Raw genomic sequence first — 12,435 nt, forward strand, 5'->3', positions numbered from 1 at the left:
TTAATCCAAGACGATCCAGGCGGGAGCATGGTCGCTTGCATGGTCCCAGCCTCTGACGTGACGATCGACATCAGCGCTGCTCAATCGATCGGCGATCGAAGGACTGAGCAGGAAGTGGTCGAGACGCAGGCCGGCATTGCGGCCCCAAGCGTTTCTGAAATAGTCCCAGAACGTGTAGATTTTCTCGTCGGGATGCAGGTGGCGAATGGCATCGGTCCACCCTTGCGCGACAAGCTTCGCGAAGGCCTCTCTGACTTCCGGGCGGAACAGCGCGTCGTCGATCCAGCGTTCGGGCTTGTAGACATCGAGATCCGTCGGCATGACATTATAATCGCCGGCAAGTACGACGGGCGCGCCTGTCGCAAGCAGTTCCTGAGCGCGTTGCGAAACACGTTCAAACCAGCGCAGCTTGTAATCGAATTTGGGACCCGGCGCCGGATTTCCGTTCGGGACATACATGCATCCGATCAGGACACCATTCACGGCCGCTTCGATGTAGCGGCTATGGCTATCGTCCGGATCCCCGGGAAGGTCTCGTGTGGTCTCGATGGGTTCGGCGTCCCTGGCAAGAATGGCAACGCCGTTCCAGCTTTTCTGTCCGTGCCAGATCGCACTGTATCCCGCAGCCTTTATCGCCCGCTCAGGAAATTTTTCCTGGGGCGCCTTGAGCTCCTGCAAGCACACGACGTCCGGCTGAGCTTCCGCAAGCCATCGCAAGAGCAAGGCAAGCCGGCCGTTGATACCGTTTACGTTGAATGTGGCAATCTTCATTTAGAGCGGGCTCTGAGCGGGAAACGTTTCTGATAGCGCATCGAGTCGTTGCCAGCATCATGAGATAAAGCTGGGCGCAATGGAAGCTGCGCCCGGCTGGTATTTCAAATCAGGAAACTCCTCATGCCTGCTTGGCCCGCCATACTATATCGCTGACATTGAGCTTCTTCGGCACGATCTTGAGGTCAAAGAACTCATCGGCCAATGCCTGCTGATAGGCAACGGCTTCCGGCGTAACGCCAGCCACCTTGCCAAGATCCGCTCCCTCGCGCGTCAGGACAACCTTCTGGATATCCTCCGGCACGCCGGTTATCTTCGCAAGGATCCGGACCGTCTCGTCAAGATTGTCTTGCGCTGACCGGCCGACAAGCGTCAGCTCATCGAGGACATCCGCCAGAACATCCCCATGCGAAGCGGCAAACTCGCCATTGCTGAGAAAGAACGACCAGGACTCGACGATGCCTTTCCCGGTTGCCAGAACCCGCGCTTCCGGGCGCTTCTCGGCTACGGCAAAATAGGGATCCCAGATTGTCCAGGCGTCGATCTGACCTGCAGTGAAGGCAGCGGCCGCATCGGGAGGCGAGAGGTCGGATGCAACGATGTCAGTCACGGCCAGCCCGGCCGTCCGCAAAGCCTTGACCGTGAAATTGTGGGCGCTCGAACCGCGTTTGAAGGCGACGCGCTTGCCCTTGAGATCGGCTATGGACTGCAATGGCGAATCCTTGTGGACGAGAATTGCCGAACCCGCCGGTGGGCCCCGATAGGTTCCGGCATAGACCAGATTTCCGCCCGCTGCCTGTGCGAAAAGCGGTGGCACATCGCCTGTCGGGCCGAAGTCGATAGCACCGGCGCCGAGTGCCTCGAGGAGCGGAGGGCCGGAAGAGAATTCCGACCAGCTGACATCGATGCCGCGCTGTTCGAAACGTTTTTCCAGTGCACCATTGCCCTTGGCCAGTGCCAGGACGCCATTTTTCTGCCAGCCGATGCGGAGTGTTTTTGGCGGTTCCGGAGCTCCATGCGCTGCGAAGGGCAGGGCGGTTGCCGCGGCGGCACCGCCCAGCAATGCGAGAGTTTGTCTGCGATTGATCATGCGAGGCATCCCTTTCCAATAGCGTTGGCTCCGGTAAAGGATGGCGCAATGGATCAGCGTCGGCGACGTCAGAACGTGCGAACAATCGCGGGGATGGGGAAAATCATGCCTGTTTTGGCGTAGGCGGCGAAATCACTTCGCCGCCGGAAAGCCGTTGGGATGCGCGGGCACAGCCTTGAGATAGGCGGCGATCGCGTCACGATCCGCAGGCTCGAGATGCGCCATATTGAGGACCACATCCGTCATCGAGCCGCCGAGCGAGTCGAAATCCGGCGTGAAACCGCTCTCCAGCGCATAGGAAATGTCCTTTTCGGACCAGGAATCGATGCCACCTTCGCCGCCGGTGATGTTCGGGATGACACCCTTGCCCTCCGGCGCCTTGGCGCCCGCCAGCCATTGCATGTTGTCCGGCCCGCCAATGACATCGCGGGGAGTATGGCATTCGCCGCAATGGCCTGGGCCTTCCACCAGATATTGGCCGCGCTTGATCACATCGGTGGCGTTGGGAATCGCGAGGACGGGCTGCGGCGAAAGATAAAGCCGCTTCCACAAACCAATGCCACGCCGGACGTTGAAAGGAAAACCCAGCTTGTGCGGTCCGGCGACATTATCGGATGGCGGCAGGGTCTTGAGGAAAGCGTAAAGATCGGCGATGTCCTGCACCTGCATGCGCGCATAGGACGTATAGGGGAAGGCAGGATAAAAATGCCGGCCATCCGGCGAGACGCCTTCCATCATCGCATTGGCGAGATCGGCGAAGGACCAGTCGCCAATGCCTTGCTTCGATGGGGAAATGTTTGGCGTTACGAAGGTGCCGAACGGCGTGACGAGGTTGACACCGCCCGCCAGCACCAGCCTTGCATCGCCTTTGGCACCCGGGGCTGCATGGCAGGAGGCGCAGCCTCCTTGCCAAAAGATGCTCATGCCGCGTTGCGGATCACCGGGAGCTGCCGCGGCAAGCTTTGCCGGATCGACATGGGAGGGCGCCGAGAGCAACCAGAAACCGGCCCCGCCAATCAGCGCCAAAATGATGATGAGCAATGCGAGCTTGCGCATCATCCTTTTACCTAGTCTTTCTTGATGCGGAAAGCCTTGTGGCAGGAAGCGCAATTTTCGGCTACCTGGTTGAAGACAACCTTGAAGCTATCGAGATCCTTCGGATTGGCTTCGGCTGCCGCGGCTGCGTCTTTCTTGTATTTTGCGACAGCGGCGACAAAGCCCGCATTGTCTTCCCAGATCTTCGGCGAAACGGTGGTCTTGCCCTGGTCAGACCCGGCAGGAAACAGCGTCGCCACATCGATCTTCTGCGCATCCTCGTTGAGGTGTGTCAGTGCGGCCTTTACCGCATCGGCGTCGTACGGCTTTTCGCCCTTGATGATCGGCGTGATGCTGCCGACGGTCTTGCCCTGATCCTTCATGAGCGCCTGGCGGTCAGCGAGCGCATCGGCGCTTGCCGGTGCGATGAGTGCGATGGCAAGCAAGGGCGCCGCAGCAAACGAAATCAGTCTGTTCATGGGGTGTCTCCGACTCTTGTGGCTAAAGTAGTGTGGCTTCAAGGGCTTCCGGTGGGCACTCTAAATTATACATTGCGAAAAGCACGCGATCATTCTGATCACATTTTCGTTTGTTAGCGATAGTAAAAAGCCCCGGCGTCTGGGCGCCGGGGCTGGTTGTGGTGTCAGAACTGTAGATAGACCCCGCTCCTGCGGTAACGGTAAGGGTCATCCCAGGTTCGATAGTATGGGCGATCCCGGTAGTATGGGCGGCGGTAATACCGGTCACCATAGTACCTGCGATCCCAGCGGCGATGATGCCTGCGTTCCCAACCGTAGTGCCTGCGGTCCCAGCGGCGATGATGCCGGCGATCCCACCTGTCACGATAGTGGACGGTTTCGACATTTGGGTTCGCAGCAGCCTTCGAGGTCTCGACTGGCTGCTGAATGGTCATAGGCGCGGCGCTGGCCGTTTCGACTGGAACAAGTGTCCCGATCGACACCAAAACCGCGCTTAGGGCTGAAATCAACTTTCTCATTGTTCCTCCAGTGAAAGCCCCGCTTTTGCCAAAGGCTTTCAACACTTAAACGTCCCTGAGATATTAGACATAAGTCCAATTCTCTGAACCTCGGATGAATAACGGTCAGCTATGAGGCAAGGATCAAAAAGGGGCGATCACTTTTGAGAACTTGTTGTTCCAATGCGTGAAAAAGCACGCATATCCGGGCGGTTCGTTCGCGATCTCGCGGTCGCCGCAGCGACGTTTCAAAAGGTCTCCGGGCAGAGTGCAATGAAAATGCCGGTCATCATCGAGTGATAACCGGCATATACTCGGGAACGGCTAAGAAGCGCCCCTATGCTTGCGTGTTCGGCCTTATGCGTGCTTGTAGATGGGCTTTCCATGATGCTTGTGCCATGCATGATGCTTCGGGTGATGCACGACGTAATGATGATGATGATAGTGGTGGTGCTTGTGATGGATCGGTTCGGCAGCGCTTGCACTCGTGGCAAGTACCGGCGCGGAGACGGCGAGGGCGATAGCGAGGCCGAGAGCTGAGTAAAGAGACGTTTTCATATCCTTGGGTTTCCTTTGGTGGGTAACAGAAGAGGAGGGACTGCAACGCGCAGGTGTAGAATCGGTCCACCTGCCTCTTTATCGAATGCGGATGTTTCGGCGCTATTTCCCGCATGTGGTGTTTCGTTTCTGAAATGTTTCTCAAATAGGGCGTGGGGATTCGTTACTGCAGCAATGGATGTCACACGTTTTTCGAAGCGATGAATGCAAAGCGGCCCCGCCAATGACGGGGCCACTTCTGTGCAACAAGCGACAATTGCCGCCAGGATAGTTATGGGAGAATTAGCGCCCACCCGCCTCGCTTGTCGCATGGTCCTGCGTAAAGGTCCGGCGTAGATGCACGACCTTGGCGGCAGCATTCTCAATATATTCTGTGGGGCAGCGCAGCATTTCATCTCTGATGCACCGTTCGACGTCCCTTGCTGTCTCGAGACGCTTATCGAGCAGCTCGGTGTCGACGCCTGCTGCCTTGAGTCTGGTACATGAAAGAACAAGTCGAGCGACTTCAGCCCGAGCCTGTTCATGATAGTCAATGGCGATCATCAATAGAATCTTTTCCATCCTGGCCTTTGTGGAGTTGTCGTTAGTGGCAGGGGGCGTCGATAGTCGCGGCGCTTGAAAAATGGGGTTTGCTTTCATCCCGGCGTCTTGACGCGAATCGCTGGCGGGCGAAAGTGACAGCGCTGTCCCCATGATCGGGGGACAAATCAGGACAGTGAATTGAATTCACGCCGTTAAATAATAGATCGATTCCCATGTAAATTTTTCCAATAAAATAAACAAAATAAACTCTGTGCGACGCTTTCGCGCCAAAATATACCTTAATATGCCCCGGTTCGCCGGCCTTTACACTTTGATATTAAAGTGATGATAGTTTTAAATAGTGTGTTTCATATCGAGTCGTCAGGATGAATGCCCTGCTACGTGATGGTTAACAATAAGTCAATCGCAATCGGTACCCTTTCGCACGACACGTCTCGCGACGAAAGTGACGGCGTTGTCCCTATTTGCGCGAAGCCGAATCGGGCTATAAAAAGTACTTTGAATTAAAGCACTTATTTTGAAAGTTTTTTTTGACAACAAAGCATTCGTTACAGGACGTATTGATCGTCGAAGACCAGCATTTGATGCGCCTCGCACTTGTGCATGAATTGCAAGCAGCGATTCCTGCCTGTGTCGTCCACGCCGCCGCAACGATCGCCACAGCGCTGGAACTGATCGAGGCCAATCAGTTTGCACTTATTCTCATCGATCCCGGGCTGCCAGGCTACGATCCCCGGTCCGAGATGGATCGACTGCAGACTATAAGCACAGTGGTTGAACGAACACCCGCTGCTATACACATCGTTATCACTGGCGCCGAGAGTGCACAGGAGTGGGAAGAGGTCCGGACTATTGGCGTAGCCGGCTACATTGCCAAAAACAGCTTAAAACCCGGTACCATGACGGCGATTCTGCAGACGATAGCGGATCACGGATGTTGTGTGGGCTTGATGCACGAAACCAGCATGTCGCCGGAAGTCTACCACGCGGTGCTCTCTCCGAGGGAACAGGAGCTTGTCCAGTGGATGATGCAAAGGCCGGCAAATATCAGCCGCAAGGCGATCTACGATCAGCTTGGCGAGCATCTCAATATCGATGCGGCTTCTGCGGAGCGCTATTACAAGCGCGCCCGGGCCAAACTTTTGAAGTTCGGGCAGTTGCCGGAATCACTGTAGTGTGGCTTAGTTCTACAAGTTATTTCGATATTTGATTTTTGAATTTATTTCCGCACGCCAGTGAGACCGCATTCAGATCGGGTCAACCAAGCTGCCGCTTCGCAGTGTATGCCGCCCCATCGCTTGCGCGTCATTTCAGACAGGCGAACAATTATTGGTGCATGAAGCATGAAAATTTATTTGAATTCTGATGAGATAAACCTTCCTCTTCTTCCCGGAGATGTGTCCGAACCGATCTGGTCGGCACTTATCGACGGAACCTACGAGGCCAAGGAAGCCTACTGGGTTAAAAAGGCAGTTGTCCGCGGTGACAGAATCCTGGAACTCGGCGCTGGACTTGGAATAATCGCCACTGTTCTCGCCGCCACGGAGGATGTCCATATCTGCGCTTTCGACGCTCATCCGGGCATGGTGGAGCTGGCGCAAAATGTGATCCGGGCGAACAATCGGAACAACGTTACCTTGGCTCAAGGTCTCATGACTGCAGGCGCGCCGCGCGATTTCCAGTTCTACCTTCGCGAAGACTTCTGGATGTCCTCGATCTTTGAAACGCAGGGGCCGTTTCAACAGGCGATAACGCTGAAGTCAATCAACGTAGATGAGTTCATCGTCGCGGCGGGCATTACCCTGCTCGTCATGGATATTGAAGGGGGTGAAGAATACCTTTTGCAGAACGCCCAGTTGCCGGGCGTTGAGCGCGTCTTCGTAGAGTTACATGACCATTTGTACGGCTTGTCGGGCATCAGACGGATGACGACGGCGATGGCAAGGAAGGGATTTGCATATGATCCGCGTGGATCCAGTGGAGCTTGCGTGCTTTTTTCCCGCGATTCGGGCAAGCGTCAGTATGAAGGGCAGTAGTACAATGGCAAGGTCCAGTCTCTTTCGAGCCTCAATAGTCACTATGTCGGTTCTCCTGATGACGGCCTTTTCAGGGGCAAATGCCCAAGCTCCAGATCCGGATATCCTCAAAGTGGAACATGCGTCAGGGGAGAGGCCGAGCACATATACAATCGAGCAATTGCGCAACGATTTTCCTCAGCATGAAAGAACGACAGGAACACCCTGGAGCCCCACCGGCGCAACGATCAGCTTTCATGGCCCATTGTTAAGCGATATTCTTGCGAAGAACGGACTAGCCGACGCGACGGAGGTTGAGCTACGCGCATATAATGATTTTGTCTCAAAGATCACAAGCGACGAAATCAGCAGATTCTCGCCTATCTTGGCAATTGAACAGCAATGCCAGGATGAAGATAGAACCAGCGGTCTTTGTAGCAATGACCAATTGTATAGGCCCCTGTCGATTGATGACGGCGGCCCGTTCTATCTGGTTTGGCCCCTGAAAGACTTGCCGCCGTCCTATGTTCCTGGACGCAACTCCATCTGGGTTTGGTTTGTCGCGGTGATACGGCCTGTTCAATAATCATGAAAACCCGCCAGATCGTACCGCTACTTCTCTATGCCGGCCTAGGCGCTGCGCTATGGTTCAGTATCTGGTCCACTCTGCGCGCCGATGTCTTTAGACAGCAGACGGAACGCATACTCAACCAAGCCTCAGAGGTTCAATGGCGAGCATCGGAGTCAAGAGAAAAAGTTGCTCAGATCAAGGGATATCTTGAGCTTTCTCAAAGAGTTGGAGCTTTGGATCCGCGCATTCTGCGGGCGGCGAAACTATTGAGTTTCAATCTCAAATCGTTGGCTCGGCTGGACTATGCGAGTTCTTTTATAACGGATTCAAATATCCTCGCGCTTCATAGAGCTATCAATATCGTGGACAAGGTGCTGCTTCCCGCGGCAAGCACTGGCAACCAATATGATCTGGCAATCCAATCGGTTGCAACGATCGAAATGTCTCTCGCAGGGTTGTCGAGTGCAGCGGTCGATCACAGTCAGACCCTGAGCGCTACAGCTCATATTGCCATCGATGCCGCGCGAAACAGGCTGATATTCTTTGGGGCGTTGGCAATTCTGTTGGTGAGTGTCATCGCCATACATCAGTATAACAAAACGAACCGCGAGAAGGACCAGCACATCAAGTCTTTTTCACTCCTCTTCGCCCATATGACCCGCACACGAATCGCCGCGTTGCGGCTTTTTCTCAGTTACCTGAATGACAAATCACTTCCACCGCCAGAAATGACCGACGCAGCATTGCATACAATTCTGGAGCTCGATTCGATCAATGAAGGTTTGATGATGATAGGCCATGCCCGCGCCAAGGTGCCGCCTGCGCCGCTCGGCCAGATCATCAACAATATAGTCACGAACTGCAAAAACACGCTGAATGTAAACGCCGGTGATGAAGTGCGCGCTGTTAATGTTCCCGCATCGCAGTTCCACTTGCTGCTAGACGAACTCGTACTGAATGCCATCAATGCGGTTGCAGGACGCACCGACCCTGTCATCGCCATCACCGGAACCGTGCGACGACGGTTCCTGCGCCGGTCGCAACTGATCCTGACCATTAGCGACAATGGGGGAGGGATGAGCCCGGATCTGCTGGCCAAGGCAAAACAGCCATTCTTCTCCACCAAAGCTGGCGGACATGTTGGCCTTGGGCTCACCAACTGCGTTGAACTCATGAAGACCATGGCAGGGAGTCTGGACATAAGTTCCACGCCGGGCAAGGGAACCTCGGTCAGAATCTACTATTCAATCTGAGAGACCGTCTGGAAACTCTACTGTGGCGGTCATCTGACGTGATTTTCTGCGCTTCCGGTGCTCACGTACTCAATGTACGCTGCGCTCCGGGTCTCGAAAACCATGCCATCTACCTCGCCGCAGCGACTTTCCAAACGGTCTCTGAGCAGCATTCAAGTGCAGGGGCAGTCTCTTTGCGGCCAAGCGCGGCCAGCCACATACTGTCGAGGCATCGGAGTTCGCGACTGTCGATCTGGTCCAAAAACAGCCAATACTCGCCACTTGGGAAATAATAGCCCAGCATTTTTTCGCGAATTTCGGCACGCTGCAATTCTGTTCCGTCGACCTGCCGCAAGACGCTGTCGATGCGAAGCTGGGCATCGCTCAACGACCACGTTCCGAGTTCGTCGATATCGACACGCGGAAAAACCAGCCGGCTTGCGTCCAGACAGGAAAGATTGACGCAAATGCACCCCTGCCGTGCCGCCGAAATCATAAGCCGCCCGGTTTTTGCTTCAAGGCTCTGCAAGGTCACATCCGGGCGCAGCGGATCCGCGTTGCCATAACCATAAAAATGCGTTGGCCCGGCCTGGTCGTAATTCATGTCACAGCCAAGGAATGCGAGTACATCCGGTTTGAGCGCGTGCAAGGCCCAGTAGGCCGATGTCAGGGACATCGTCGCACCCGCATAGACAAAGCCGCCATAGGCGTTTTGTGCCGGAACATAATCGGGCGCCGTGTGGATCTTACGGTTGCGCGCCAACTCCGGCGCGGGCATCGCGCTCTGCGGAAAGTCGCCGGCGTGGAGAAGATAGTTCCAATCGTCGCGCACTCGCCAGGCGTTGTTGATCGCGACGATCGCATCGAAAGGCGCACGCTGCCACTCACGCGATCGCACGGCATCGGGGGCACTGCCAAGAATAAGGACGACTTTGAGAGGCGAGGGCATTGGTGCTGATGGTCTCATTCCAGGCCAGTATTCAGTGCAACCTAACCTATGCCGCCGCGTGTGTCTTCTTTACAAACTGTCTCATGGCGAGGAGCGCAGGTTCGATACATGATCCTTTGCAATTTCGCTAATCCTTACCTATATGTAAGGAAATCCAATTTGAGGACTATGCAATGCCTGCAGCAACCGTGACTTCGAAAGGCCAGATCACGATACCCAGCGCCGTGCGAAAAGCACTTGGCGTGGATACCGGCGATCGGATCAATTTCATACAAACGGCTGACGGTGCATTTACGATCGTTGCGGCAACCCTTTCGGTGACAGCGCTCAAGGGCCTTCTCAAAAAGCCGGCCAGAGTGGTCACGATAGAAGAGATGAATGAAACGATCGCGTCCAAAGGGGGAAGCGCACAGTGATAGGTCTCGATACCAATGTGGTTATTCGTTACATCGCGCAGGACGATCGCCAGCAATCTGCCAAAGCTACGCAGTTGATGGAGAATTTGAGCAGTGAAATCCCAGGATTTTTGCCGCTCGTAGCACTTGTCGAAATTGTCTGGGTGTTGGCGGGCAGGTATGCGGCCAGCAAGGCGGATATTATCAAAATTATCGAGACGCTACTGAGGACCAAGGAACTCTATCTCGAGCAGTCTGAAACAGTATGGAGGGCCCTTCGGGCATTTGCGTCGTCGAATGCAGACTTTGCCGATTGTCTGATCGAACGCAGTTGCGACAATGCAAAATGTACCTATGCGGCAACCTTCGATGCTAAAGCGGCAAAGACGGCTGGCATGCGATTAATCGACTAGCCCATAAAAAAGCCCCGCCGAAGCGGGGCCTTACATGATCGACGGGCCGCTTACTTGGCCTTGCCGTAAAGCTCTTCGACATATTCCCAGTTGATCAGATTATCGACGAACGCTTCCAGATATTTCGGCCGAGCGTTGCGATAATCGATGTAATAGGAATGTTCCCAAACGTCGACGCCGAGGATTGGCGTTGCGCCATGAACCAGCGGGTTCTCGCCATTCGGCGTCTTCGAAATTTCGAGCTTGCCGTTCTTGACGGAGAGCCAGGCCCAACCGGAGCCGAATTGCGTGGTGCCGGCAGCGATGAAATCGGTGCGGAACTTGTCATAGCCGCCGAGATCGGATTCGACGGCCTTTTCAAGTGCGCCCGGAAGCTTCTTGCCGCCGCCGCCCTTCTTCAGCCAATGCCAGAAATGCAGATGGTTGTAATGCTGGCCGGCATTGTTGAAGAGGCCGGCATTCTTGCCGTAGGACTGCTTGACGATCTCTTCGACCGAAAGATTTTCGAGACCGGCTTCGGCAGCCAGTTTGTTGCCGTTGTCAACGTAAGCCTTATGGTGCTTATCATGGTGATATTCGAGCGTTTCGCGCGACATATAGGGTGCGAGCGCGTCGTAATCATACGGCAGTGCGGGCAATTCGAAAGCCATGGAAGTCTCCTCTTCGATTCAATTGTGACTGGATTGGCTACCGGGGAGGGGCCCCGGAATGGGATGGTCGCCAATCCTGACAAAACCTGCGTTCGTTACATAGGTCCGTATTTCTTCAGGAGCAATGCGAAACGGATCAATATTTCAGATCCGGCCAATTCGGGAGCTAAATTTTCGGCGTGGAGTGTGCGTACTCCCAATAAAGCTCCCGGGCTTTTTTGGCGATCGGACCCGGTTGAAGATCGCGGTCTTCGATACGGATAACGGGAACGACCTTCGAATGGTTCCCGGTCGAGAAAATCTCGTCGGCATTGAGAAAATCCTGCACGCTCAATGTCGTCTGCGTGGTGCGGAAACCATAATCGGCCAGCACATCGATAGTGCGCGAACGGGTGATGCCCGAAAGGAACGTTCCATTGGGCGCCGGCGTGAAAATATGGCCGTCTTTGACCATGAAAATATTGGACGTGCCGGTCTCGGCGACGTTGCCTAGCATGTCCAGCAGTAGCGCATTCTCGAAGCCACGCGAACGCGCTTCGAGAATGGCCCGAGCATTGTTGGGATAAAGACAGCCCGCCTTGGCATTGGTTGGCATGGTCTCGATAGTCGGGCGGCGGAATGGCGAGACGCTGAGCGAAAAGCCGCTCGGCTCGATCATCGGCGCCTCATAGAGGCAAAGGCAAAACCGGGTTGAGTCCGGATCGGCGGGGACGCCCATATAGCCGCCATGCTCGCCCCAGTACATTGGCCGGATATAGACGGCGGTGTTGCCATCGAATTTCTTCAGGCCATCCTTGGCGAGACCGATGATTTCCTCGGTGCTCATGGTCGGCATCAACCCCATGGCGATGGCCGATGTGTTGACCCGGGCAGCGTGCTTGTCGAGATCGGGCGAAACCCCTTCGAACCAGCGCCCGCCATCGAAGACCGTCGAGGCCAGCCACATCGCATGGCTGCGCGGGCCGATCAGGGGCACATTTCCTTCGTACCAGTCGCCATCGACATAGGTCCATGTCACTGTTTGGGCTTGAGTATTGACCGCCATGATACTGATTCCGTCCCGCTGGTAATTTTTGCCATCGAAGTGCTATTTTACACCAACGTCAATGCGCCGAATCCAAAAGCCAGTCGAATCACAAAGCGTAAGCGATTTGCAACCAACACCTCATCGGCGTTCTCACGAAGTGTTTATCCTAAGTTGAACGGCCAATTCCATTGTGTATGGGCTTTTTGTTGC

At 55.1% G+C, this 12,435-nt stretch carries 16 protein-coding genes; 6 read left to right on the forward strand and 10 right to left on the reverse strand.

Translation table 11 applies throughout. The features are described 5' to 3' along the window. The 7 genes from xth to PHA01_RS02660 form a co-directional block, all read right to left on the reverse strand. Positions 1 to 771 (reverse strand): exodeoxyribonuclease III, encoded by a 771-nt coding sequence (xth, locus tag PHA01_RS02630; protein ID WP_271893156.1) that lies wholly within the window; start codon positions 769 to 771, stop codon positions 1 to 3. 121 nt (positions 772 to 892) lie between these two features. After that, positions 893 to 1,861, reverse strand: coding sequence for an aliphatic sulfonate ABC transporter substrate-binding protein (locus PHA01_RS02635; RefSeq protein WP_271893157.1), 969 nt, complete (start codon positions 1,859 to 1,861; stop codon positions 893 to 895). 132 nt (positions 1,862 to 1,993) lie between these two features. Beyond that, positions 1,994 to 2,920 carry a cytochrome c gene (locus tag PHA01_RS02640; protein ID WP_271893159.1) on the reverse strand — a complete coding sequence of 309 codons (927 nt, stop codon included), beginning with the start codon at positions 2,918 to 2,920 and terminating at the stop codon, positions 1,994 to 1,996. A gap of 8 nt (positions 2,921 to 2,928) precedes the next feature. After that, a complete protein-coding gene (locus PHA01_RS02645; protein ID WP_271893160.1) occupies positions 2,929 to 3,375 on the reverse strand; it encodes a c-type cytochrome in 447 nt (148 codons plus the stop codon). 164 nt (positions 3,376 to 3,539) lie between these two features. Beyond that, positions 3,540 to 3,893, reverse strand: coding sequence for a hypothetical protein (locus PHA01_RS02650; protein WP_271893161.1), 354 nt, complete (start codon positions 3,891 to 3,893; stop codon positions 3,540 to 3,542). A gap of 336 nt (positions 3,894 to 4,229) precedes the next feature. Next, a complete protein-coding gene (locus PHA01_RS02655) occupies positions 4,230 to 4,430 on the reverse strand; it encodes a hypothetical protein (protein ID WP_271893163.1) in 201 nt (66 codons plus the stop codon). Positions 4,431 to 4,712: 282 nt separating this feature from the next. Beyond that, complete coding sequence (locus tag PHA01_RS02660) at positions 4,713 to 4,991, reverse strand: hypothetical protein (RefSeq protein ID WP_271893165.1); 279 nt, start codon at positions 4,989 to 4,991, stop codon at positions 4,713 to 4,715. Between the two features lie 512 nt (positions 4,992 to 5,503). On the opposite strand from PHA01_RS02660, the gene PHA01_RS02665 reads away from it, so the two are divergent. The 4 genes from PHA01_RS02665 to PHA01_RS02680 all read left to right on the forward strand — a co-directional run bounded on the left by PHA01_RS02665 (position 5,504) and on the right by PHA01_RS02680 (position 8,812). Next, the gene (locus PHA01_RS02665; RefSeq protein ID WP_271893166.1) at positions 5,504 to 6,148 is read left to right on the forward strand and encodes a response regulator; all 645 of its coding nucleotides are present in this window, start codon (positions 5,504 to 5,506) and stop codon (positions 6,146 to 6,148) included. A 168-nt stretch (positions 6,149 to 6,316) separates the two neighbouring features. Then, a complete protein-coding gene (locus PHA01_RS02670; protein ID WP_271893168.1) occupies positions 6,317 to 7,009 on the forward strand; it encodes a class I SAM-dependent methyltransferase in 693 nt (230 codons plus the stop codon). Positions 7,010 to 7,067: 58 nt separating this feature from the next. Beyond that, the gene (locus PHA01_RS02675; protein ID WP_271893169.1) at positions 7,068 to 7,574 is read left to right on the forward strand and encodes a putative pterin-binding protein; all 507 of its coding nucleotides are present in this window, start codon (positions 7,068 to 7,070) and stop codon (positions 7,572 to 7,574) included. A 218-nt stretch (positions 7,575 to 7,792) separates the two neighbouring features. Beyond that, positions 7,793 to 8,812 (forward strand): ATP-binding protein, encoded by a 1,020-nt coding sequence (locus PHA01_RS02680; RefSeq protein ID WP_271893171.1) that lies wholly within the window; start codon positions 7,793 to 7,795, stop codon positions 8,810 to 8,812. A gap of 109 nt (positions 8,813 to 8,921) precedes the next feature. Here the strand turns inward: PHA01_RS02680 and PHA01_RS02685 are convergent, their stop codons facing one another. Continuing rightward, positions 8,922 to 9,740 (reverse strand): hypothetical protein, encoded by an 819-nt coding sequence (locus PHA01_RS02685; RefSeq protein ID WP_271893172.1) that lies wholly within the window; start codon positions 9,738 to 9,740, stop codon positions 8,922 to 8,924. Positions 9,741 to 9,913: 173 nt separating this feature from the next. On the opposite strand from PHA01_RS02685, the gene PHA01_RS02690 reads away from it, so the two are divergent. After that, positions 9,914 to 10,156: an AbrB/MazE/SpoVT family DNA-binding domain-containing protein gene (locus PHA01_RS02690; protein ID WP_271893173.1), complete on the forward strand. Its 243-nt coding sequence runs from the start codon at positions 9,914 to 9,916 to the stop codon at positions 10,154 to 10,156. Next, complete coding sequence (locus PHA01_RS02695) at positions 10,153 to 10,548, forward strand: PIN domain-containing protein (protein ID WP_271893174.1); 396 nt, start codon at positions 10,153 to 10,155, stop codon at positions 10,546 to 10,548. The genes PHA01_RS02690 and PHA01_RS02695 overlap by 4 nt, the downstream gene beginning before the upstream one ends. 50 nt (positions 10,549 to 10,598) lie before the next feature. Here the strand turns inward: PHA01_RS02695 and PHA01_RS02700 are convergent, their stop codons facing one another. Both PHA01_RS02700 and PHA01_RS02705 read right to left on the reverse strand, forming a co-directional pair. Continuing rightward, complete coding sequence (locus PHA01_RS02700; protein ID WP_224505506.1) at positions 10,599 to 11,198, reverse strand: superoxide dismutase; 600 nt, start codon at positions 11,196 to 11,198, stop codon at positions 10,599 to 10,601. A gap of 166 nt (positions 11,199 to 11,364) precedes the next feature. Beyond that, positions 11,365 to 12,243: a branched-chain amino acid aminotransferase gene (locus PHA01_RS02705; protein WP_271893175.1), complete on the reverse strand. Its 879-nt coding sequence runs from the start codon at positions 12,241 to 12,243 to the stop codon at positions 11,365 to 11,367. Positions 12,244 to 12,435 lie beyond the last annotated feature (192 nt).

The organism is Candidatus Phyllobacterium onerii (genome assembly GCF_028331445.1).
GTDB classification, from domain to species: Bacteria; Pseudomonadota; Alphaproteobacteria; order Rhizobiales; family Rhizobiaceae; genus Phyllobacterium; species Phyllobacterium onerii.

Bases quoted from the DNA above. Each gene is read 5' to 3' on its own strand.
- xth (WP_271893156.1), bottom strand. From the start codon at position 771: ATGAAGATTGCCACATTCAACGTAAACGGTATCAACGGCCGGCTTGCC.
- PHA01_RS02635 (WP_271893157.1), bottom strand. From the start codon at position 1,861: ATGATCAATCGCAGACAAACTCTCGCATTGCTGGGCGGTGCCGCCGCG.
- PHA01_RS02640 (WP_271893159.1), bottom strand. From the start codon at position 2,920: ATGATGCGCAAGCTCGCATTGCTCATCATCATTTTGGCGCTGATTGGC.
- PHA01_RS02645 (WP_271893160.1), bottom strand. From the start codon at position 3,375: ATGAACAGACTGATTTCGTTTGCTGCGGCGCCCTTGCTTGCCATCGCA.
- PHA01_RS02650 (WP_271893161.1), bottom strand. From the start codon at position 3,893: ATGAGAAAGTTGATTTCAGCCCTAAGCGCGGTTTTGGTGTCGATCGGG.
- PHA01_RS02655 (WP_271893163.1), bottom strand. From the start codon at position 4,430: ATGAAAACGTCTCTTTACTCAGCTCTCGGCCTCGCTATCGCCCTCGCC.
- PHA01_RS02660 (WP_271893165.1), bottom strand. From the start codon at position 4,991: ATGGAAAAGATTCTATTGATGATCGCCATTGACTATCATGAACAGGCT.
- PHA01_RS02670 (WP_271893168.1), top strand. From the start codon at position 6,317: ATGAAAATTTATTTGAATTCTGATGAGATAAACCTTCCTCTTCTTCCC.
- PHA01_RS02675 (WP_271893169.1), top strand. From the start codon at position 7,068: ATGACGGCCTTTTCAGGGGCAAATGCCCAAGCTCCAGATCCGGATATC.
- PHA01_RS02685 (WP_271893172.1), bottom strand. From the start codon at position 9,740: ATGCCCTCGCCTCTCAAAGTCGTCCTTATTCTTGGCAGTGCCCCCGAT.
- PHA01_RS02690 (WP_271893173.1), top strand. From the start codon at position 9,914: ATGCCTGCAGCAACCGTGACTTCGAAAGGCCAGATCACGATACCCAGC.
- PHA01_RS02700 (WP_224505506.1), bottom strand. From the start codon at position 11,198: ATGGCTTTCGAATTGCCCGCACTGCCGTATGATTACGACGCGCTCGCA.
- PHA01_RS02705 (WP_271893175.1), bottom strand. From the start codon at position 12,243: ATGGCGGTCAATACTCAAGCCCAAACAGTGACATGGACCTATGTCGAT.